Genomic DNA, 20418 nt, shown 5'->3' on the forward strand with positions numbered 1-20418 from the left:
CTCGGGCCCGGCCTCCGCTTCGCGCACCCTCCGCAGTCCCCCGGAAGCGGTCCGTGCCCGCATCGCCGCTGGTCGTCACGGAGCGTAGAGGAACTATGTCCCTGAGTGACGAGACTGGTGTATCGTCCCGGACAGGGGCTGCGCCGTGAGCCGTTCGGCGCCGGGGACGGACATTTCAGACTGCGAGGGGGGCGACGGGCGATGCACGGCCTATGGACGAACGATCCGACGCGGCGAGGCCGCCGGCGACGGCCCTGGCGCACGGCCGCGCACGGACGCGGTCACCACACCGGGCACAGCGGTCACCACTGCCATCACTGCCACCACCGCAGGCACGGCGACCGCCGCAACCCCGCCCACCGGGATCCGCGCGACCCGGCGACGGCAGGGACCGGGAGGACCCGGTGAACTCGCCGTCGCCCCCTGTGGCCGCCCCCGAGACCGGACTTCGCCCCCAGCCCGCGCCCCGGCCCCGCCCCGCCCCGCCGGTCTCCGGCGGCGGCTGGACCATGTTCCACCAGCTCGCGATGGCCGTGGTCTGCGCGGGCTACGGCGTGGGCTCCGCACTCGGCTGGGGCTCGGAGAAACTCGCCCTGATCATGGGGGACTTCGGGCTGAGCGCCGCGGCCGGTGCCGCGGCCGTGTCCTGCTTCCTCTACGCCCGCACCCGCCGGGTCCGCTTCCGCGCCGCCTGGCTGCTGTTCGCCCTCTCCTCGGCGATGGCCGCCATGGGCAACCTGATCTGGGGGTGGTACGAGGTCGTCCTCGACCGCCCGGTGCCCAGCCCCAGTTCGGCGGACGTGTTCTTCCTGTGCTTCGCACCGCCCGCCATCATCGGCCTGCTCGTGCTCGCCAAACGGCCCGTGACCCGGGCCGGCTGGGTCTGCCTCGGGCTGGACGCCTGGCTGATCGGCGGCTCGCTGCTGACGCTGTCGTGGAGCCTCGCGCTCGCCCAGGCCGCGACCTCGGGCGGCCGGGGCGTGGCGAGCACCGCGCTGTCGCTGGCGTACCCGCTGCTGGACATCGCGCTGGTCAGCATGGTGCTCGCACTGCACTTCCGGCGCTCCGGCGCCAACCGCTCCGCCGTCAACACCGCCATCGGCGCCCTCGCGCTGACCGTGATGTGCGACGCCCTGTTCACCTCACCGCTGCTGCACAGCAACTACCGCTCGGGCCAGCTGCTCGACGCGGGCTGGTTCGCCGGTTCGGTGCTGCTGGCCTACGCCCCCTGGGCCACCGTCCGCTGCGCCCAGCGCGCCGCCGCCGACGCACACGCGCGCGCGATGCGCGCCCAGCTGCCGGGGCAGCGTCCGCCGGCCCAGCCCCAGGCCCCCTCCATGGATCGCAGCCGCCACCCCGCCACCCGTCCGATCACCGGCTCCCTCGCCGCCCTCACGCCGTACCTGGCGGCGGCCGTGTGCACCCTCGGAATCCTCTACAACGTCCTCAACGGCCGCAGGGTCGACCGCGTGGTGCTCTTCACCGGCGGCACGGTCGTGCTCGCGCTGGTGGTCCGCCAGGGGATCATGCTGCTCGACAACATCACCCTCACCCAGGAACTGGCGCAGAAGGAGAACCACTTCCGCTCCCTGGTCCAGGGTTCCAGCGACGTGATCATGATCGCCGCACCCACCGGAGTGCTCCGGTACGTCTCCCCGGCCGCCGCCGGGGTCTACGGCCGCCCCGCGGAGGACCTGGTGGGCAGCGAGCTGGCCGAACTCATCCACCCGGAGGACCTGAACCGCGTGGTGCACGAGGTGCGCCGCTTCCTCACCGCCAACCCGCTCGAAGAACCCACCACCCGTATCGAGTGCCGGTTCCGCTCCGGCGGCGGTGACTGGCTCAACGTCGAGTCCACCGTCAACCGGCACCACGGCGGACTGATCTTCAACAGCCGGGACGTCACCGAACGGGTCCGCCTCCAGGCCCAGTTGCAGCACAACGCCGAGCACGACCCGCTCACCGACCTGCCCAACCGCGCCCTGTTCACCCGGCGCGTCCAGCAGGCCCTGTCCGGCCGCCGCAGCTCCGACCGGGGCCTGGCCCTGCGCAACACGGCGGTCCTCTTCATCGACCTCGACGGCTTCAAGGCCGTCAACGACACCATCGGGCACCAGGCAGGGGACGAACTGCTCGTCCAGGCCGCCCGCAGACTCCAGGACGCGGTCCGCCAGTCGGACACCGCCTCCCGGCTGGGCGGCGACGAGTTCGCGGCCCTGATCGTCGGCGACACCACCCGCGACCGCACGGCCCGCGAGCGGCACATCCTGGACCTGGCCGACCGGCTGAGAGTGACCCTCTCGCAGCCCTACGGCATCGACGGCAACGAGGTCCGGGTGGCCGCCTCCATCGGCGTCGCCTTCGCCGAGGGCGGCCTCGGCGCGGGCGAGCTGCTGCGCAACGCCGACCTCGCGATGTACCGCGCGAAATCGGCCGGCAAGGGCCGCGTCGAGCTGTACAAGCCACAGATGCAGCAGGACGTCGTGCGCAAGGCGGAGCTGGCCACCCGACTGCGGGCCGCGCTGCACGACGGGGAGTTCACGCTGCTGCATCAGCCGGTGGTGCGCCTGGAGGACGGGCGGATCACCGCGGTCGCGGCGCACGCGCGCTGGCGGTCCTCGCAAGGGGTGCTGTTCACGCCCGCGGAGTTCCTGCGGGTGGCCGAGGAGGGCGACCGGACGGCCGAGCTGGGCCGGTGGATGCTCCAGGAGGCGGTCGAGGAGGCCGCCGAGCGCACCGCCACCGGGCTCGCGGTGCCGGTGGCGGTCCGGCTCAGCGCCCGCCGGCTGCTGGACCGCTCGCTGCCGCTCGGCTCGGTCGAGGCGCTGCTGACCCGGCACGGGCTGCCGCCCGCGGCGCTGCTGATCGAGCTGTGCGACACCGACCCCGGCGTCGCGCTGGACGAGCTGGAGCGCCGCCTGGCCGCCCTCAGACGCCTCGGCGTCCGGATCGCCCTCGACGGGTACGGCACCGGCCGCGCGCCCGCCACCGCCCTCGGACGGCTCCCGCTGGACATGGTCAAGCTCGACCGGACCCTGGTCGAGGGCGTCGTGGAGTCCGCGCGGCTGCACAAGATCACCGGGGGGCTGCTGCGGATCGCGGCGGACCTGGGGCTCCAGTCCGTGGCCGACGGGGTGGATCTGCCCGAGCAGGTGGTGGCACTGCGCGCGATGGGCTGCACCCACGGACAGGGCATGGCGTTCTCGGGGCCGCTGGACGACCACCGGCTGCGCCGGGCGCTGGCCGCCGGCCAGTGCACGCTCCCGCACACCCCGGCCGAGCCCGCCTACGCGGGCGGCGGAGCGGGTGTCTACGGCGGGGCCGGGGTCGCCACCGTGTTCGGTGGCGGATCGGCACTACGCTCACATAATGAGACTCCCGTCCCACCCGCTTGACAGTGAGTGGGGGGCAGGGGGAGGGTCTGTGCCATGCGCACCCGAATTCTCGTACTTGGCCAGCGCGTCGGCTGAGCTGGGAACCACCGGAAAACGATCCGGAAGCCCAGCGACCACACCCGGCGCGCTCCCCTCGCTTGCCTTACGGCACGAGGGGTTTTTTGTTGCACCAGCACCTGTCGTACCGCAGTCGCACATCGTACAAACCTCGCAAAAACCCTCAGCATCGAGAAGAGAATGCCGATGACCGAGCAGGCCACCGGGGCCCATCACCCGCAGCCGCGGCCCCGATCCGGAGGACACTCGTCCGCCCCCGAGCACGTCACGGGTGCGCAGTCCCTCATCCGCTCGCTTGAGGAGGTCGGGGCCGACACCGTATTCGGCATTCCCGGCGGTGCGATCCTTCCCGCGTACGACCCGCTGATGGACTCCACCCGGGTCCGCCATGTGCTGGTCCGGCACGAGCAGGGCGCCGGTCACGCCGCCACCGGCTACGCGCAGGCCACCGGAAAGGTCGGCGTCTGCATGGCGACCTCCGGGCCCGGCGCCACCAACCTGGTCACGCCGATCGCCGACGCCCACATGGACTCGGTGCCGCTGGTCGCGATCACCGGGCAGGTCGCCTCCAAGGCGATCGGCACGGACGCCTTCCAGGAGGCGGACATCGTCGGCATCACCATGCCGATCACCAAGCACAACTTCCTGGTCACCAAGGCCGAGGACATCCCCCGGGTCATCGCCCAGGCGTTCCACATCGCCGCCACCGGCCGCCCCGGCCCGGTCCTGGTCGACATCGCCAAGGACGCCCTCCAGGCGCAGACCACCTTCTCCTGGCCGCCGGTCATGGACCTGCCCGGCTACCGGCCGGTCACCAAGCCGCACGCCAAGCAGATCCGCGAGGCCGCCCGGCTGATCACCACCGCCAAGCGGCCCGTCCTCTACGTCGGCGGCGGCGTCATCAAGGCGCACGCCACCGCCGAGCTGAAGGTCCTCGCCGAACTCACCGGAGCGCCCGTCACCACCACCCTGATGGCGCTCGGCGCATTCCCCGACGGCCACCCGCTGCACGTGGGAATGCCGGGCATGCACGGTGCGGTCACCGCCGTCACCGCGCTCCAGAAGGCCGACCTGATCGTCGCCCTCGGCGCCCGCTTCGACGACCGGGTCACCGGCAAGCTGGACAGCTTCGCCCCGTACGCCAAGATCGTGCACGCCGACATCGACCCGGCGGAGATCGGCAAGAACCGCGCCGCCGACGTGCCGATCGTCGGCGACGCCCGCGAGGTGATCGCCGATCTGGTCCAGGCCGTGCAGAAGGAGCACGCCGACGGCCACCAGGGCGACTACACCGCCTGGTGGACCGACCTCAACCGCTGGCGCGAGACCTACCCGCTCGGCTACGACCAGCCGGAGGACGGCTCGCTCTCCCCGCAGCAGGTCATCGAGCGGATCGGGCAGCTCGCCCCCGAGAACACGATCTTCGCGGCGGGCGTCGGCCAGCACCAGATGTGGGCCGCCCACTTCATCCAGTACGACAAGCCCGCGACCTGGCTCAACTCCGGCGGCGCCGGGACCATGGGCTACGCCGTCCCCGCCGCGATGGGCGCCAAGGCCGGGGCCCCGGGCCAGACGGTCTGGGCGATCGACGGCGACGGCTGCTTCCAGATGACCAACCAGGAACTGACCACCTGCGCCCTGAACAACATCCCGATCAAGGTCGCCATCATCAACAACGGCGCCCTCGGGATGGTCCGCCAGTGGCAGACCCTGTTCTACAACCAGCGCTACTCCAACACCGTCCTGCACTCCGGCCCCGACGACGTCAACCCGGAGGCCAAGGGCACCCGCGTGCCGGACTTCGTGAAGCTGTCCGAGGCGATGGGCTGTGTGGGCCTGCGCTGCGAGTCCCCCGACGACCTGGACAAGGTCATCGAGGAGGCCAACGCGATCAACGACCGCCCGGTCGTCGTCGACTTCATCGTCCACCAGGACGCGATGGTCTGGCCGATGGTCGCCGCCGGCACCTCCAATGACGAGATCCTGGCCGCCCGGGACGTCCGTCCCGACTTCGGCGACAACGCGGACGACTGAGCGAGCGACGCAGAGAGACGCAGAGAGACGCAGAGAGAGACGTAAACGACCATGTCCAAGCACACGCTCTCCGTTCTGGTGGAGAACACGCCCGGCATCCTCGCCCGGATCGCCGCCCTGTTCTCCCGCCGCGGCTTCAACATCGACTCGCTCGCCGTCGGCGTCACCGAACACCCCGACATCTCACGCATCACCATCGTGGTGGGCGTCGAGGACCTGCCCCTTGAGCAGGTCACCAAGCAGCTCAACAAGCTCGTGAACGTGCTGAAGATCGTCGAACTGGAACCCGGCTCGGCCGTGCAGCGCGAACTCGTTCTGGTGAAGGTGCGCGCCGACAACGAGACGCGCTCCCAGATCGTCGAGATCGTCCAGCTCTTCCGCGCGAAGACCGTGGACGTCTCCCCGGAGGCCGTGACCATCGAGGCCACCGGATCCAGCGACAAGCTGGAAGCCATGCTGAAGATGCTGGAACCGTTCGGCATCAAGGAACTGGTCCAGTCCGGCACCATCGCGATCGGCCGCGGTGCCCGTTCCATCACCGACCGGTCACTGCGCGCCCTGGACCGGTCGGCGTAGCAGCGGCGTACGGGTGGCGCGGCCTGGCCCCGCCGCCCGTATTCCGAGACCCCGAAACCTCCCTCACCCCCGCCGTCATACGGTGGGACGCAACACCCGCACCCCAAGGAGAGAACCCAAAGTGGCCGAGCTGTTCTACGACGCCGACGCCGACCTGTCCATCATCCAGGGCCGCAAGGTCGCGGTCATCGGCTACGGCAGCCAGGGCCACGCCCACGCGCTGTCGCTGCGTGACTCGGGTGTCGACGTCCGCGTCGGTCTGCACGAGGGCTCCAAGTCCAAGGCCAAGGCCGAGGAGCAGGGCCTGCGCGTGGTCACCCCGGCGGAGGCCACCGCCGAGGCCGACGTCATCATGATCCTGGTCCCGGACCCCATCCAGGGCCAGGTCTACGAGGAGTCCATCGCCCCGCACCTGAAGGACGGCGACGCGCTGTTCTTCGGCCATGGCTTCAACATCCGCTTCGGCTTCATCAAGGCCCCGGCCGGCGTCGACGTCTGCATGGTCGCCCCCAAGGGCCCCGGCCACCTCGTGCGCCGCCAGTACGAGGAGGGCCGCGGCGTTCCCTGCATCGCCGCCGTCGAGCAGGACGCCACGGGCAACGCCTTCGCGCTGGCCCTGTCGTACGCCAAGGGCATCGGTGGCACCCGTGCCGGTGTCATCAAGACCACCTTCACCGAGGAGACCGAGACCGACCTGTTCGGTGAGCAGGCGGTGCTCTGTGGCGGTACGTCCGCCCTGGTCAAGGCCGGTTTCGAGACCCTGGTCGAGGCCGGCTACCAGCCGGAGATCGCCTACTTCGAGTGCCTGCACGAGCTGAAGCTGATCGTCGACCTGATGTACGAGGGCGGCCTGGAGAAGATGCGCTGGTCGGTCTCCGAGACCGCCGAGTGGGGCGACTACGTCACCGGCCCGCGGATCATCACCGACGCCACCAAGGCCGAGATGAAGAAGATCCTCGCCGAGATCCAGGACGGCACGTTCGCCCAGAACTGGATGGACGAGTACCACGGCGGTCTGAAGAAGTACAACGAGTACAAGCAGCAGGACGCCGAGCACCTGCTGGAGACCACGGGCAAGGAGCTGCGCAAGCTGATGTCCTGGGTGAACGAGGACGCCTGACCTGTCTGATCCGTGGCGGTGCCCTTGAGGACGGGGGCACCGCCACAGGCCGTTGCCAGGACCCACCCGCGACTCATACACAATGGAGTTCCCCGTCCGGGTGATCCTTCCGCAGAGGCGCAAGACGCCCTTCGCCGCGCCGATACACTGCCGTATTACATACGCGTCAGGCCCACAGCGTCGTGCGTCTTCCACGCGGCCCAGCGACCCCGGACCTCTCCGGCGCCGCACTCCCTCCATCGCCTGCGGCCGTCGGGACGGCCGTCCGCATCGGACATGTGAGGACTCACGTGAGCTCGAACCCCGTCGTACTCATTGCTGAAGAGCTGTCGCCCGCCACCGTCGACGCGTTGGGCCCGGACTTCGAGATCCGGCACTGCAACGGAGCGGATCGGGCCGAACTGCTCCCCGCCATCGCCGACGTCGACGCGATCCTGATCCGCTCCGCGACCAAGGTCGACGCCGAGGCGATCGCCGCCGCGAAGAAACTCAAGGTCGTCGCACGAGCCGGCGTCGGCCTGGACAATGTCGACGTCTCCGCCGCCACCAAGGCCGGCGTGATGGTCGTCAACGCCCCCACCTCCAACATCGTGACCGCCGCCGAGCTGGCCTGCGGTCTGATCCTCGCCACCGCCCGCAACATCCCGCAGGCCAACGCCGCGCTGAAGCAGGGCGAGTGGAAGCGCAGCAAGTACACCGGGGTCGAGCTGGCCGAGAAGACCCTCGGTGTGGTGGGCCTGGGCCGGATCGGCGCGCTCGTCGCGCAGCGCATGTCCGCCTTCGGCATGAAGGTCGTCGCCTACGACCCGTATGTGCAGCCCGCGCGCGCCGCGCAGATGGGCGTCAAGGTGCTCTCCCTGGACGAGCTGCTCGAAGTCTCCGACTTCATCACCGTCCATCTGCCGAAGACCCCCGAGACCGCCGGTCTGATCGGCGACGAGGCGCTGCGCAAGGTCAAGCCGACCGTGCGGATCGTCAACGCCGCGCGCGGCGGGATCGTCGACGAGGAGGCGCTGTACTCCGCCCTCAAGGAGGGCCGGGTCGCCGGCGCGGGTCTCGACGTGTACTCCAAGGAGCCCTGCACGGACTCGCCGCTGTTCGAGTTCGACCAGGTCGTCGCCACCCCGCACCTCGGTGCCTCCACCGATGAGGCCCAGGAGAAGGCCGGTATCGCCGTCGCCCGCTCGGTGCGGCTCGCGCTCGCCGGAGAACTGGTCCCCGACGCGGTGAACGTCCAGGGCGGGGTCATCGCCCAGGACGTCAAGCCGGGGCTGCCGCTCGCCGAGCGGCTCGGCCGGATCTTCACCGCGCTCGCCGGTGAGGTCGCGGTCCGCCTCGACGTCGAGGTGTACGGCGAGATCACCCAGCACGATGTGAAGGTGCTGGAGCTGTCCGCCCTCAAGGGTGTCTTCGAGGACGTCGTCGACGAGACCGTCTCCTACGTCAACGCCCCGCTGTTCGCCCAGGAGCGTGGCGTCGAGGTGCGGCTGACCACCAGCTCCGAGTCGCCGGACCACCGCAATGTCGTCACCGTGCGCGGCACGCTCGGCAACGGCGAGGAGGTCTCCGTCTCGGGCACGCTGGCCGGTCCCAAGCACCTCCAGAAGATCGTCGCGGTCGGTGAGTACGACGTCGATCTCGCCCTCGCCGACCACATGGTCGTGCTGCGCTACGAGGACCGTCCCGGCGTCGTCGGCACGGTCGGGCGCATCCTCGGCGAGGCCGGTATCAACATCGCCGGTATGCAGGTCGCCCGCGCGGCCGTGGGCGGGGAGGCGCTGGCGGTGCTGACCGTGGATGACACGGTGGCCTCCGGCGTGCTCGCGGAACTGTCGGCGGAGATCGGGGCGACTGCCGCCCGCTCGGTGAACCTGGTCTGACCCTGGCCGTCGGCCGAAGTGGACGTCGCCGGGAGCTGCCGCTCCCGGACCCCCGCTTCGGCCTGAACGGCCTCGTCCTCAAACTCCCCCAGAGGGGGCACCCCCAGACGGGCTGTGGCTACTCAGCTCGTTCGGCGTTCTCATGTCCTGCCGCTCCTCCCGCAGCCGCACCTTCCGCAGTGCCGTCAGGGCCAGGCCCGCCGCCGCGAGGAGCAGGACCGTCGCCGCCAGGGCCGCCGCGCGCATGCCGTCGGTGAAGGCGGCGCGGGCCGCCGTCGCCAGGGCGGTGGCCGCCTCGTCGGGGAGGTGGGCCGCGACCGCGAGGGCGCCGCCGAGGGTCTCGTGCGCCTCGGGCGGAGCCGCGGCCGGGATCCCGTCGCGGTAGACCGCCGTACCGATCGAGCCGAGGACCGCCATGCCGAGCGCGCCGCCGAACTCCGCGGCGGTCTCCAGCAGGGAGGAGGCGGAACCGGCGCGTTCCGCGGGGGCGGTGCCGAGGGCCAGGTCGACCATCTGGGAGATCGCGATCGTGATGCCGGAGGCGAGGACCCCGCACGCGGCGAGCACCAGCCACAGGGCGTCCGTGTCGGCGAGGGCGAGCAGGGCGTACCCGGCGGCGGCGATCACGAAGCCGCCCGCGACGACGTACGCGCGGTTCGCGCCCTTCTGGACCAGGTGGGTCGCCGTCGGGGCGGCGATGCCGATCGGCACCGAGGGGAGCAGCGCCCACAGGGCGGCTTCCAGGGCGCTCTTGTCGAGCACCGACTGGAGATACTGGGTGGTGAAGTAGGCCGAGCCCATCATCCCGAAGACGGCGATCAGGTTGAGGGTGATCGCGGGGGTGAAGCCGCGGCCCTCGAACAGCGCGGGGGAGATCATCGGGGACGCCGCGGTGCGCTGGCGGTGCACGAACAGGGTGGCGAAGAGCAGGCCGACGGTGATCGCCATGACGTACCGGACGTTCCAGCCTTGGGCCGCGATCTCCTTCAGGCCGTAGATCACTGGCAGTACGGCGGCCATGGACAGCGGGATGCTCGGCCAGTCGAAGCGGCCCGGGGCGGGGTCGCGGGCCTCCGGGAGCAGCAGCGGGCCCAGGACGAGCAGCAGGGCCATCGCGGGCAGGTTGACCAGGAAGACCGAGCCCCACCAGAAGTACTCGATCAGCACCCCGCTCATCACCGAGCCGAGCGCCACGCCGCCCGTCATCACCGTGGACCACAGGGCGATGGCCTTCGCGCGCTGTCCGGGGTCGGTGAACATCGTGCGCACCAGGGCCATCGTGGACGGCATCAGGGTCGCGCCGCCGATGCCGAGCACCGCGCGGGCGGCGATCAGCATCTCGGCGCTCTGCGCGTAGGCCGCGGCGAGCGAGGCGACGCCGAAGGCCACGGCGCCGAACAGCAGCAGCCTGCGGCGGCCGATGCGGTCGCCGAGCGAGCCCATCGTCATCAGCAGGCCGGCCAGGACGAACGCGTAGATGTCGAAGATCCACAGTTGCTGGGTGCCGCTCGGCTCCAGATCGGCGCTGATCGCCGGGATCGCGAAGTACAGCACCGAGACATCCATCGAGACCAGCAGCAGCGGCAGCATCAGCACGCCCAGCGCGGTCCACTCGCGGCGACCGGCGCGCGGGGAGAGGGAGGGAGTGTCCCTGGGGTTGGTCATGGCAGGGACTGTACGAGCGTATTAAACGGTTGTCTAGTACGGATGTATAGGACGAGTGTGTGGGACGGTCGTATGGGACAGATGTGTTGGACGATTGTTTAAGACGGTCGTATACACGTCCCGCTACGATGGGCGCATGGGTCACCGTGAGGATCTGCTCGAAGGCGCCAAGCGCTGTCTGCTGGAGAAGGGGTTCGTGCGCACCACCGCGCGCGACATCGTCAAGGAGTCCGGCACCAACCTGGCCTCCATCGGCTACCACTACGGTTCGAAGGACGCGTTGCTCGCGCAGGCGTATGTCGCGCTGGTGGAGCGGATGGGCGATGAATTCGGTCCGGAGAGCGGGGAGTTCACCAGCCCGCCCGGCTCGCTCGAACGGTTCGGCGAGGTCTGGTCCAGCATCATCGCCACCATGGGGCCCGGTTCGATCTGGCGGCTCAGCATGGAGGTGCTGTCCCTGGGCGACCGGATGCCCGAGGTCCGGGACCGGCTCGCGCAGGCGCAGGGCGAGGCCGGGCGCGGGCTGATCGGCATGTTGATGGGTACCGCCGAGGAGGACATCCCGGACGCGGAGGTCGAAACCCTCGGCAAGCTCTACTCGACCCTGATGACGGGGGTCATCGCCCAGTGGATCTTCGATCCGAAATCCGCCCCCACGGCGGACGAACTGACGGAGGGACTGCGGCGGCTGATCGCGGCTGCGGGGGCCAGGTGAGCCCGGGGGGCCTCGTGTCAGGCCAGGCGGTGGCCCTTGAGGGCCATGTGCAGCAGTAGGCGGTCCTCGCCGTCGTCCAGGTCCAGGCCGGTCAGCTGCTCCACGCGGGACAGACGGTAGTACAGGGTCTGGCGGTGGATGCCCAGCTCGGCGGCGGTGCGGGCGGCCTGTCCGGCGCGGTCGAGGTAGGTCTCGGCGGTGTGGGCGAGGTCGCGGTGGGCGGGAGCCAGGAGCGCGGTGACGGCCGGGTCGTGGGCCGCGTCCGCCGGGAGCGCGGTCAGCAGCCGGTACGGGCCGATCGACGTCCAGTCCGCCACCGGGCCCAGCCGGGGCTCGGCCAGGGCGGCGCGGGCGGCGGCCGTCGCCTCGCGCCAGGCCGTGCCCAGCTCGGCGAGCCCGGTGCGACCCGCCGCGACACCGGCGGCCACCGGCCCGTCGGAGGCGCTCTCCAGCAGCCGCGTCGCCGCCGACACCGCCGGGGTCAGCTGGTCCGGGGCGCGCAGCCGGATCAGTACCGCGAGCGACTGGGACGCCGTGCCCCACGGGATCGTGCAGCGGGCGGTCGCGCCGGGCAGGGTGCGCACCGAGGGGGCGTCGTCGGGGTCGGCGGACGGCCACGGGGCCACACACAGCAGGGTGTGCGGGCCGGCGACCCGGGTGCCGAGGGCCGTACGCAGGTCCGCCACCGCCATGTCGCGCTGCCAGTCGCGCTCGGCGGTCAGCACCGCCCGTAGCTCCCGGGTGAGGTCGGCGCCGTGCTGGGCCTCGTCGGCGAGCAGGGCGCCGATGCGTCCGGCCACCTCCATCGCGGCGTCGAGCCGGGCGTCGGACGGGCCCGGGTCGGTGTCCAGGAGCCAGACGTAACCGAGGACGACACCCCGATGGCGTACCGGGAGACAGATGCGTCCCCGGTAGACGCCCGCGTCGGGGGTGGGCGGGATACGGACCGGGGCGGTCGCCCGGGTGATGCCGAAGCCCTCGAACCACTTGCGCACGGCGGCCGTGGAGCGGCGGGTCACGATCGAGCGGGTACGGACCGGGTCCAGCGCGGAGGCGTCGAGGTCCTCCTCGCTGTCGTAGGCGCCGAAGGCGATCAGCTCGAAGTCGCGGTTCTCCAGGGTGGCCGGGGCGCCGAGCAGCTCCGACAGCTCGTCCACCAGCTCCTGGTAGTCGCCGCGATGGTCCGCGTACTCCGATGTCACCCGGGCATTCTCCCGCATTTCCGGTGGCCTTCATACATCTGTCTGAGATCCGCGGCACGGATGCGTGACAGCTGTCGATGGCCCACGATCGGAGGGATCCCTAGGTTTCACGGTGGTTCTCCGTGCCGTACCCGGCAGCTCGCTCCCGGGGTCACACGGCCGTCTGCTGCTTGTGTTCTGGAGGTGCCCCGTGCTGGGTCCCGTGATTCTCGCCGCGTCGCGCAGCGACCGGATGCGACGCCTGATCTCGGCGGCCCCGGTCACCAGGCAGGTGGTGGACCGGTTCATCCCCGGCGAGACCGTGGACGACATCGTCCCGATCGTCGGGCGGCTGACCGGGCAGGGCCTGGCACTGACCATGGACGTGGTCGGCGAGGACATCACCACCCCCGCGCAGGCCGGCGCCGCCCGTGACGCCTATCTGGAACTGATCGACCGGCTCACCCCGCTGGGCCTCGGCGAGCGCGTCGAGATGTCCGTGAAGCTGTCGATGTTCGGGCAGGCGCTGTCCGGCGGCCATGAACTGGCCCTCGCCAATGTCCGGCCCGTGGTCGAGGGGGCCGCCGCCATCGGGACGACGGTCACTCTGGACGCCGAGGACCACACCACCCTCGACTCGATGTTCGCCATCCACGACGAGCTGCGGCGGGACTTCCCGCAGACCGGCTGTGTCATCCAGGCGTACCTCTTCCGCACCGAGGCCGACGCCCGCCGCCTCGCGGAGAACGGCAGCCGGGTGCGGCTGGTCAAGGGCGCCTACAAGGAGCCCGCCGCGGTCGCCTACCAGCAGAAGCACGAGATCGACAAGGCGTACGTCCGGATCCTGCGGACGCTCATGGACGGCTCGGGGTACCCGATGATCGGGTCCCACGACCCGCGCCTGATCTCCATCGCCCAGGAACTGGCCCACAAGGCCGGACGCAAGCCCGACGAGTACGAGTTCCAGATGCTGTACGGCATCCGCGGCGAGGAACACCTCCGGCTGGCCGCCGAGGGCCACCGGATGCGGGTGTACACGGCGTACGGCACCGATTGGTACGGGTACTTCATGCGGCGGTTGGCGGAGAAGCCGGCGAATCTTCGGTTCTTCGCCCGCAGCATGATCACCAAGGGCTGATCCCCGACCGCAGCTCGGCAGGGGCCGACCCTCGTCCCCCGCTCGGCAAGGGCCGACCCCCAGACCCCCGGCTCACCCGCTCACGTACAAGGAGTTACGGAAACCATGGACGCTGTGACCCAGGTCCCCACCCCCGTCAACGAGCCGGTGCACGGCTATGCCCCCGGTTCGCCCGAGCGCGCCCGTCTGGAGGTCAAGCTCAAGGAGCTGGCCGAGAACCCGATCGAGCTGACGATGACCATCGGCGGCGAGCGGCGGATGGGCGGCGGTGACGCCTTCCAGGTCGTCCAGCCGCACCACCACAAGTCCGTGCTGGGCACCTACCGCAACGCCACCCGGCAGGACGCCCAGGACGCGATCGACGCGGCCCTGGCCGCCGCGCCCGGCTGGCGGGCGATGTCCTTCGACGACCGCGCGGCGATCATCCTGCGCGCGGCCGAGCTGCTGTCCGGGCCGTGGCGCGAGACGCTCGCCGCGTCCACCATGCTCGGCCAGTCCAAGACCGCCCAGCAGGCCGAGATCGACACGCCCTGTGAGCTGATCGACTTCTGGCGGTTCAATGTCGCCTACGCCCGCCAGATCCTGGCCGAGCAGCCCCCGGCCAACTCCCCGGGCGTGTGGAACCGGCTCGACCACCGCCCGCTGGAGGGCTTCGTCTACGCGATCACGCCGTTCAACTTCACGGCCATCGCCGGCAACCTGCCCACCGCGCCCGCCCTCATGGGCAACGTCGTGGTGTGGAAGCCGTCCCCGACGCAGACCCACGCCGCCGTGCTGCTGATGCGGCTGCTGGAGGAGGCGGGCCTGCCCAAGGGCGTCATCAACCTGGTCACCGGCGACGGCATCGAGGTCTCCGAGGTGGCCCTGGAGCACCGGGACCTCGCGGGCATCCACTTCACCGGGTCCACCAAGACCTTCCAGTACCTGTGGAAGACGGTCGGCGCCAACATCGAGAAGTACCGCTCCTACCCGCGGATCGTCGGCGAGACCGGCGGCAAGGACTTCGTGGTCGCCCACCCGAGCGCCGACCGTGCCGTCCTGAAGACCGCGCTGACCCGTGGCGCGTTCGAGTACCAGGGCCAGAAGTGCAGCGCCACGTCCCGCGCCTACCTCCCGGCCTCCATCTGGAACTCCGGCTTCAAGGAGGAGTTCGCCGCCGAGGTCGACTACCTCACCATGGGCGATGTCACCGACCTCGCCAACTTCCTCGGCGCCCTCATCGACGACCGCGCCTTCGCCAAGAACAAGGCCGCCATCGACCGCGCCCGGCAGGACCCGACCTGCACGATCGTCGCGGGCGGCTCCTACGACGACTCCGTGGGCTACTTCGTCCGGCCGACCGTCATCGAGTGCTCCGACCCAAAGAACGAGATCTTCCGCACCGAGTACTTCGGCCCGATCCTCGCCGTGCACGTCTACGAGGACGAGCGGTACGAGGAGATGCTGGAGCAGATGGAGTCGGTGTCCGACTACGCCCTCACCGGCTCGGTCATCTCCGCCGACCGCGCGGCCACCGCGTACACCATGGACAAGCTGCGCTACGCGGCCGGCAACTTCTACATCAACGACAAGTCGACCGGCGCCGTCGTCGGCCAGCAGCCCTTCGGCGGCGGCCGGGCCTCCGGCACCGACGACAAGGCCGGCGCCCCGCAGAACCTGATGCGCTGGACGCTGACCCGCGCCATCAAGGAGACGCTGGTCGCGCCGACCGACTACACCTACCCCCACATGGGCTGACTTCCCCCCGGCCCCTCCTTGAGGGCCCTTTCGGGCCGGGCCGGGCCGTCGCTCCCCACCCCCCGGGGAACGGCGGCCCGGTCCCCTTTCCCGGGCCGTCCGCGATCGGCGAGACTCTCACTGTGACCTCGACGACCATCCCGGCGGGCTCCGAGTGGGTGCCGGCCGACGACGGTGTGCGGCTGTGGGCGGCCCGGTCGGGCCGGGACGGCGGTGTGCCGCTGGTGCTCTGCCACGGCGGGCCCGGCCTGTGGGACATGTTCGGTGACCTCGCCGGGGCGCTCGGCGGTCTCGCCACCGTCGTCCGCTGGGACCAGCGCGGCTGCGGGCGGTCCGAGCGGTGCGCCGGGCCCTGGACCACCGAGCGATTCGTCGCCGACCTGGACGCCGTACGGCAGCACTTCGGGTCGGCGCGGATGGCCCTGCTCGGGCACTCCTGGGGCGCGCAACTCGCGCTGAGCTACGCGCTGGCGCACCCGGAGCGGGTGAGCGCGCTGGTGTATGTCGCCGGGACCGGCATCGGCCCGGTGACCGGCTGGCGCGCCGGGTTCGAGGCGAACTTCGCGGCCCGGCTCGCGGCGGACCCGGCCCGCGCGGAGCGCTGGGAGCAGCTGAGCGACCGCGACGACCTGACGGAGGGGGAGCGGCGCGAGTACGCGGTGCTGCACTGGGCGGCCGACTTCGCGGACCCCGAGCGGGCCCTGGAGCACGCGTCGGCGCTGGCCGACCCGTGGTTCGGCGTCAACGACGCGTGCAACCGGGCACTCAACGCCGAGACCCGGCGCATCTGGGGCACCCCTGAGCTGCGTGCCGCCTGCGCCCGGCTCGATGTCCCGGTGCTGATCCTCGACGGGGCCCGGGACATCCGCCCGCGCACGGCCGTCGACTCGCTCGAAGCCGCTCTGCCGCGGGTGCGCCGCGTGATCTTCGCGGACGCCGGGCATCTGCCGTGGGTCGAGGAGCCGGAGGGGTTCCTGGCGGCGGTGGCCGGGCTCAGGGTGTGGTGGCCGGGCTAAAGGTGTGGCAGCGGCCCATCTGAGGTGCGAATACTGGGCGGATGACCGTGCGCCTCACCCATACCTCCGACCTCACCCCCGCCGCGCTCGACGCTGTCCGGGACCTGCTGACCGACGCCTTCGACGGTGACTTCGGCGACGAGGACTGGGACCACACGCTCGGCGGCGTGCACGCCCTGATCCAGGACGAGCGGGGGCCGGTCGCGCACGGGGCGGTCGTCATGCGCCGGGTGCGCGCGGGCGGGCGGTGGCGGCGGGTCGGGTACGTCGAGGGGGTCGCGGTACGGGCCGACGCGCGCCGCCGGGGGCTCGGCGGGCAGGTCATGGGGGCGCTGGAGGGCGTGATCGACCGGGCGTACGACTTCGGCGCGCTGTCCGCGAGCGACGAGGGCGCCCGGCTGTACGCCGCCCGGGGCTGGCGGGTGTGGGGCGGGCGGATCTGCGCGGCCGGTCCGGGCGGGGTGGTCCGGCTGCCGGAGGAAGAGGGCACCACGTATGTGTGGGTGCCGCCGCGGACGCCGCCCGGGGACCCGGTCGGTGACGTGTCCGGCGACCCGGTCGGCGAACTGGTCTTCGATTGGCGGGACGGGGACGTGCTGTAGCCCACATTCGGGTAAAAGGGCAGGTCAGCGGGGGATGATCGATCAGGCCGTCTCAGATAGTAGGAAGTCCGAGTAATTGTGGAGACAGGCACGTCCGGCTCGCTTAGCTTTGTAGGAGCCGAACGTCTCGCTCGATCCAGCGAATGGCGGTCGTGAGCCGGGCCCCGTGCAGGCAATCCCTGCGGCACCGCTCCCCGCGCCTTTGGCCCCTTCGCCTTTCCGGCCCCCCCATCGCTTCAGCGCTCTTCGCTCTTCGAAGGAGTCGATCCCCCATGGCCGAGACGACCGCCCGCCGCCGTGTCCGTCACCGCCGGACGACCGAGTCCGACCAGTCCGACCGCAAGAACGCCGCCGCGGCCCTCCAGCGCGCCCTCGACCGCCGCGACAACGGCGGCTCGACCGGTCACTGAGCCCCCGCTGCCGCCGGCCGCCGGCCACCCCGCCGCACCTCGAAAGTGTCGACGCGCTCGCCGTCCTGGTTCAGCGCCGACACCTCCAGCCGTGGCGCGGGACCCGCGTGGGCCGTCACCGACAGCACGGAGAAGCCCCGGTAGCGCACCCGTGACCACGTCACTCGCTCCTGCCGGGTGAGCCGCGACCTCGTCCAGTGGAACGTCGGCACCGACTCCGCGTCGGCGACCTTCCCCGCGTAGCTCTCCGGGGTGCCCGCCGGGAACCCGTACAGCTCCTTGCCGCCGCCGCCCGCGGTCACGTACACCGTCCCGTCCCGCGTCGGATCCGTCCGCCCGCCGATGGGCACGGCCCGGCCCACCTCGCCGTTCTTCACCGCGTCCGTGCGCTCGTACACATGGTTGTGGCCGTTGATCACCAGATCCACCTGATGCTCGGCGAACAGCGGCACCCACTCCGCGCGCACCCCGCCGTCCGAGCCGTGCGAGGACGTGGAGTAGGCGCAGTGGTGGAAGAACACCACCACGAACTCCACCCCGTCCGACGCCCGCAGCTCCTTCAGCCGCCGCCCCAGCCACGCGGTCTGCCGCCCGTCCGTGTACCCGAGGTTGGCCGGGATCTCGTACGACACGTCATTGGCGTCCAGCGCCACCACCCCGACGTTGCCATGGACGAAGGAGTACACGCCCGGCGCCCCGCGCGGATCGACGCCGTTGCCGGGCAGAAAGAAGCGGGCGAACTGGCCGCCGTAGCCGTCGGCCGAGTACCACGCCTCCATGTCGTGGTTGCCGGTCGTCACCATCCACGGCACCGACCGGGACACCGGCTCGTTCTGCCGGAGGAACAGGTCCCACTGCGTGGCGTCGTAGGCGTCCTTCACCGTGCCGCGCCCGTTCGGGTCGGCGTAGCAGAGGTCACCCGCGTGGAGGTGGAAGGCGGGTGCGAGGTCCAGCAGCACCTTGCCGCCCGCCACCGCCGCCTCGCTCACGCCCTGGTCGCCGAAGGCGGTGAAGGTGAAGGTGCCGGGGGTCGCCGGGGCCGTGCGGAAGCCGCTGATCGTTGCGCGCTGGGCGGCGTCGGCCGGGTCGTGCCCGTCGTGACCGACGCCGTAGTAGTAGGTGGTGCCGGGGAGCAGGTCGTCCAGGGCCGCGTGCAGGTAGTACTGCTCGACCGCCGCGCGGACGCCCTTCAGCTCCGGGGTGTCCAGCGTGCGGACCTCGGCGGCGATCTTCTCGCCCAGATCGTCGGGGCGGGTGCCGACACGGACGTACGGCCGGTGGACGGCCGCCGGGACCTGCCAGGAGATCCGCATCCCGGTGCGGGGATCGGCGCCCAGCGCGAGATGGCGGCCGAAGGGGACGACGGCGGAGCCCGGGACCCGGGCCGTGGGGGAGGTCCTGGACCGGCCGTCCCCACCCGGCGGACCCCCGCAGCCGGTCAGCAGCCCGCCCGCCACCGCGCCCGCCGTCACCAGCGTGCGGCGCCGGGTCAGCCGGGCGCGCAGATAGTCGTGCTGCTCCGCCATGCTCAGCCGGGCCGCGAGATGCCGCGGGACACCGAAGTCGGGGGTCTCCATGCCGGTGAAGTTCCCAGCGCGCCACGGCATCCGCAACGCGTTCGGGTGAACGCGCGGTGACGGATGGACGCCCGTGCCTCGGCATGTCCGTATCGCGGACGTTGCGTGTCATCCCATGGGACGAGGGGTAGGGTGCCCGGCATGTCTCGCAGCATCAATCTCGCAGTGATCCCCGGTGACGGCATCGGCCAGGAGGTCGTGACCGAAGGTCTCAAGGTCCTCTCCGCCGTCCTCCCGCAGGATGTGAAGCTGGAGACCAAGGAGTACGACTTCGGCGCCCGGCGCTACCACGCCACCGGCGACACCCTCACCGACGCCGACCTCGACGCCCTCAAGCAGCACGACGTGATCCTGCTCGGCGCGATCGGCGACCCGTCTGTGCCGTCCGGCGTCCTGGAGCGCGGCTTCCTGCTCAAGCTCCGCTTCGCCTTCGACCACCACGTCAACCTGCGGCCGTCGAAGCTGCTCCCGGGCGTCGCCACCCCGCTCGCCGGTGAGCCCAGCATCGACTTCGTGGTCGTCCGCGAGGGCACCGAGGGCCCGTACACCGGCAACGGCGGCACCATCCGCAAGGGCACCGAGCACGAGGTCGCCACCGAGGTCTCGGTGAACACGGCCTACGGTGTCGAGCGCGTCGTCCGCGATGCCTTCGCCCGCGCCCAGGCCCGCCCGCGCAAGAAGCTCGCCCTGATCCACAAGAACAACGTGCTGACCTTCGCCGGTCATCTGTGGACCGACGTCTTCAACAAGGTGGCCGCCGAGTACCCCGAGGTCACCACCGAGTACATGCACGTCGACGCGGCCACCATCTATCTGGTCACCCAGCCCGAGCGCTTCGACGTCATCGTCACCGACAACCTCTTCGGCGACATCATCACCGACCTCGCCGCGGCCGTCTCCGGCGGCATCGGCGTCGCCGCCAGCGGGAACATCAACCCGACCCGCGAGTTCCCGTCCATGTTCGAGCCGGTGCACGGCTCCGCCCCGGACATCGCGGGCCAGGGCAAGGCCGACCCCAGCGCCACGGTCCTGTCCGTCGCCCTGCTGCTGCGCCACCTCGGGTACGAGGCCGAGGCCGCCCGGATCGAGGAGGCGGTCGCCGCCGACCTCGCCGACCGGGTCGGCAAGCCTGCCCGCTCCACCTCCGAGATCGGCGACGCGCTCGCCGTACAGGTAGCCGGCTGACCCGCCGGTCACCACGGTTGCCCAACCGAGCCGCCGGGTCGCGTCAGCGCCCCGCGGCGTTCGTATTCCGCCGTTCTGACCCCTGTGCCGGCCCCGCCCCCCCCGGTGATCGGCCCCCCCGCGCGCGAGT

15 protein-coding genes are annotated in these 20418 nt (G+C 71.3%); 12 read left to right on the top strand and 3 right to left on the bottom strand.

Translation table 11 applies throughout. The features are described from left to right. Positions 1–404: 404 nt before the first annotated feature. The 5 genes from ACFXAZ_RS20650 to serA all read left to right on the top strand — a co-directional run bounded on the left by ACFXAZ_RS20650 (position 405) and on the right by serA (position 9062). Entirely contained in the window at positions 405–3395 is a 2991-nt protein-coding gene (locus ACFXAZ_RS20650) for a putative bifunctional diguanylate cyclase/phosphodiesterase (protein ID WP_384593003.1), read from the top strand. A 243-nt stretch (positions 3396–3638) separates the two neighbouring features. Further along, the gene (locus tag ACFXAZ_RS20655; RefSeq protein ID WP_384593006.1) at positions 3639–5486 is read left to right on the top strand and encodes an acetolactate synthase large subunit; all 1848 of its coding nucleotides are present in this window, start codon (positions 3639–3641) and stop codon (positions 5484–5486) included. Positions 5487–5537: 51 nt separating this feature from the next. Beyond that, positions 5538–6062: an acetolactate synthase small subunit gene (ilvN, locus tag ACFXAZ_RS20660; RefSeq protein ID WP_362758534.1), complete on the top strand. Its 525-nt coding sequence runs from the start codon at positions 5538–5540 to the stop codon at positions 6060–6062. Positions 6063–6183: 121 nt separating this feature from the next. Further along, complete coding sequence (gene ilvC / locus ACFXAZ_RS20665; RefSeq protein ID WP_384593009.1) at positions 6184–7182, top strand: ketol-acid reductoisomerase; 999 nt, start codon at positions 6184–6186, stop codon at positions 7180–7182. Between the two features lie 290 nt (positions 7183–7472). Next, positions 7473–9062: a phosphoglycerate dehydrogenase gene (serA, locus tag ACFXAZ_RS20670; RefSeq protein WP_384593012.1), complete on the top strand. Its 1590-nt coding sequence runs from the start codon at positions 7473–7475 to the stop codon at positions 9060–9062. A 78-nt stretch (positions 9063–9140) separates the two neighbouring features. Here serA and ACFXAZ_RS20675 read toward each other — a convergent pair whose 3' ends face one another. Next, complete coding sequence (locus ACFXAZ_RS20675; RefSeq protein ID WP_384593014.1) at positions 9141–10727, bottom strand: MFS transporter; 1587 nt, start codon at positions 10725–10727, stop codon at positions 9141–9143. A gap of 136 nt (positions 10728–10863) precedes the next feature. Between ACFXAZ_RS20675 and ACFXAZ_RS20680 the strand changes: the two genes are divergently transcribed. Beyond that, on the top strand, positions 10864–11442 hold the full coding sequence (locus tag ACFXAZ_RS20680) for a TetR/AcrR family transcriptional regulator (protein WP_384593017.1): 579 nt from the start codon (positions 10864–10866) through the stop codon (positions 11440–11442). A 17-nt stretch (positions 11443–11459) separates the two neighbouring features. Here the strand turns inward: ACFXAZ_RS20680 and ACFXAZ_RS20685 are convergent, their stop codons facing one another. Next, positions 11460–12662: a PucR family transcriptional regulator gene (locus ACFXAZ_RS20685; protein WP_384593020.1), complete on the bottom strand. Its 1203-nt coding sequence runs from the start codon at positions 12660–12662 to the stop codon at positions 11460–11462. Between the two features lie 172 nt (positions 12663–12834). Between ACFXAZ_RS20685 and ACFXAZ_RS20690 the strand changes: the two genes are divergently transcribed. The 5 genes from ACFXAZ_RS20690 to ACFXAZ_RS20710 all read left to right on the top strand — a co-directional run bounded on the left by ACFXAZ_RS20690 (position 12835) and on the right by ACFXAZ_RS20710 (position 17526). Then, positions 12835–13761 carry a proline dehydrogenase family protein gene (locus ACFXAZ_RS20690; protein ID WP_384593023.1) on the top strand — a complete coding sequence of 309 codons (927 nt, stop codon included), beginning with the start codon at positions 12835–12837 and terminating at the stop codon, positions 13759–13761. A 105-nt stretch (positions 13762–13866) separates the two neighbouring features. Then, positions 13867–15498: an L-glutamate gamma-semialdehyde dehydrogenase gene (gene pruA, locus ACFXAZ_RS20695; RefSeq protein ID WP_384593026.1), complete on the top strand. Its 1632-nt coding sequence runs from the start codon at positions 13867–13869 to the stop codon at positions 15496–15498. A 122-nt stretch (positions 15499–15620) separates the two neighbouring features. Next, positions 15621–16514: an alpha/beta fold hydrolase gene (locus ACFXAZ_RS20700; RefSeq protein ID WP_384593029.1), complete on the top strand. Its 894-nt coding sequence runs from the start codon at positions 15621–15623 to the stop codon at positions 16512–16514. 41 nt (positions 16515–16555) lie between these two features. Next, entirely contained in the window at positions 16556–17116 is a 561-nt protein-coding gene (locus ACFXAZ_RS20705) for a GNAT family N-acetyltransferase (protein WP_384593031.1), read from the top strand. Positions 17117–17388: 272 nt separating this feature from the next. Further along, on the top strand, positions 17389–17526 hold the full coding sequence (locus ACFXAZ_RS20710; RefSeq protein WP_384593034.1) for a hypothetical protein: 138 nt from the start codon (positions 17389–17391) through the stop codon (positions 17524–17526). Here ACFXAZ_RS20710 and ACFXAZ_RS20715 read toward each other — a convergent pair. Then, positions 17520–19103: a purple acid phosphatase family protein gene (locus ACFXAZ_RS20715; protein ID WP_384593037.1), complete on the bottom strand. Its 1584-nt coding sequence runs from the start codon at positions 19101–19103 to the stop codon at positions 17520–17522. The genes ACFXAZ_RS20710 and ACFXAZ_RS20715 overlap by 7 nt on opposite strands. 141 nt (positions 19104–19244) lie before the next feature. Between ACFXAZ_RS20715 and ACFXAZ_RS20720 the strand changes: the two genes are divergently transcribed. Next, the gene (locus ACFXAZ_RS20720; protein ID WP_384593040.1) at positions 19245–20288 is read left to right on the top strand and encodes a 3-isopropylmalate dehydrogenase; all 1044 of its coding nucleotides are present in this window, start codon (positions 19245–19247) and stop codon (positions 20286–20288) included. Positions 20289–20418 lie beyond the last annotated feature (130 nt).

The sequence above is a fragment of the Streptomyces sp. NPDC059477 genome (assembly GCF_042749375.1).
Classification (GTDB): Bacteria; Actinomycetota; Actinomycetes; order Streptomycetales; family Streptomycetaceae; genus Streptomyces.

Excerpts from the sequence above, each read along its gene's own strand:
- ACFXAZ_RS20655 (WP_384593006.1), top strand. The coding sequence starts at position 3,639 with ATGACCGAGCAGGCCACCGGGGCCCATCACCCGCAGCCGCGGCCCCGA.
- ilvN (WP_362758534.1), top strand. The coding sequence starts at position 5,538 with ATGTCCAAGCACACGCTCTCCGTTCTGGTGGAGAACACGCCCGGCATC.
- ACFXAZ_RS20675 (WP_384593014.1), bottom strand. The coding sequence starts at position 10,727 with ATGACCAACCCCAGGGACACTCCCTCCCTCTCCCCGCGCGCCGGTCGC.
- ACFXAZ_RS20680 (WP_384593017.1), top strand. The coding sequence starts at position 10,864 with ATGGGTCACCGTGAGGATCTGCTCGAAGGCGCCAAGCGCTGTCTGCTG.
- ACFXAZ_RS20685 (WP_384593020.1), bottom strand. The coding sequence starts at position 12,662 with ATGCGGGAGAATGCCCGGGTGACATCGGAGTACGCGGACCATCGCGGC.
- pruA (WP_384593026.1), top strand. The coding sequence starts at position 13,867 with ATGGACGCTGTGACCCAGGTCCCCACCCCCGTCAACGAGCCGGTGCAC.
- ACFXAZ_RS20705 (WP_384593031.1), top strand. The coding sequence starts at position 16,556 with ATGACCGTGCGCCTCACCCATACCTCCGACCTCACCCCCGCCGCGCTC.
- ACFXAZ_RS20710 (WP_384593034.1), top strand. The coding sequence starts at position 17,389 with ATGGCCGAGACGACCGCCCGCCGCCGTGTCCGTCACCGCCGGACGACC.
- ACFXAZ_RS20715 (WP_384593037.1), bottom strand. The coding sequence starts at position 19,103 with ATGGAGACCCCCGACTTCGGTGTCCCGCGGCATCTCGCGGCCCGGCTG.
- ACFXAZ_RS20720 (WP_384593040.1), top strand. The coding sequence starts at position 19,245 with ATGTCTCGCAGCATCAATCTCGCAGTGATCCCCGGTGACGGCATCGGC.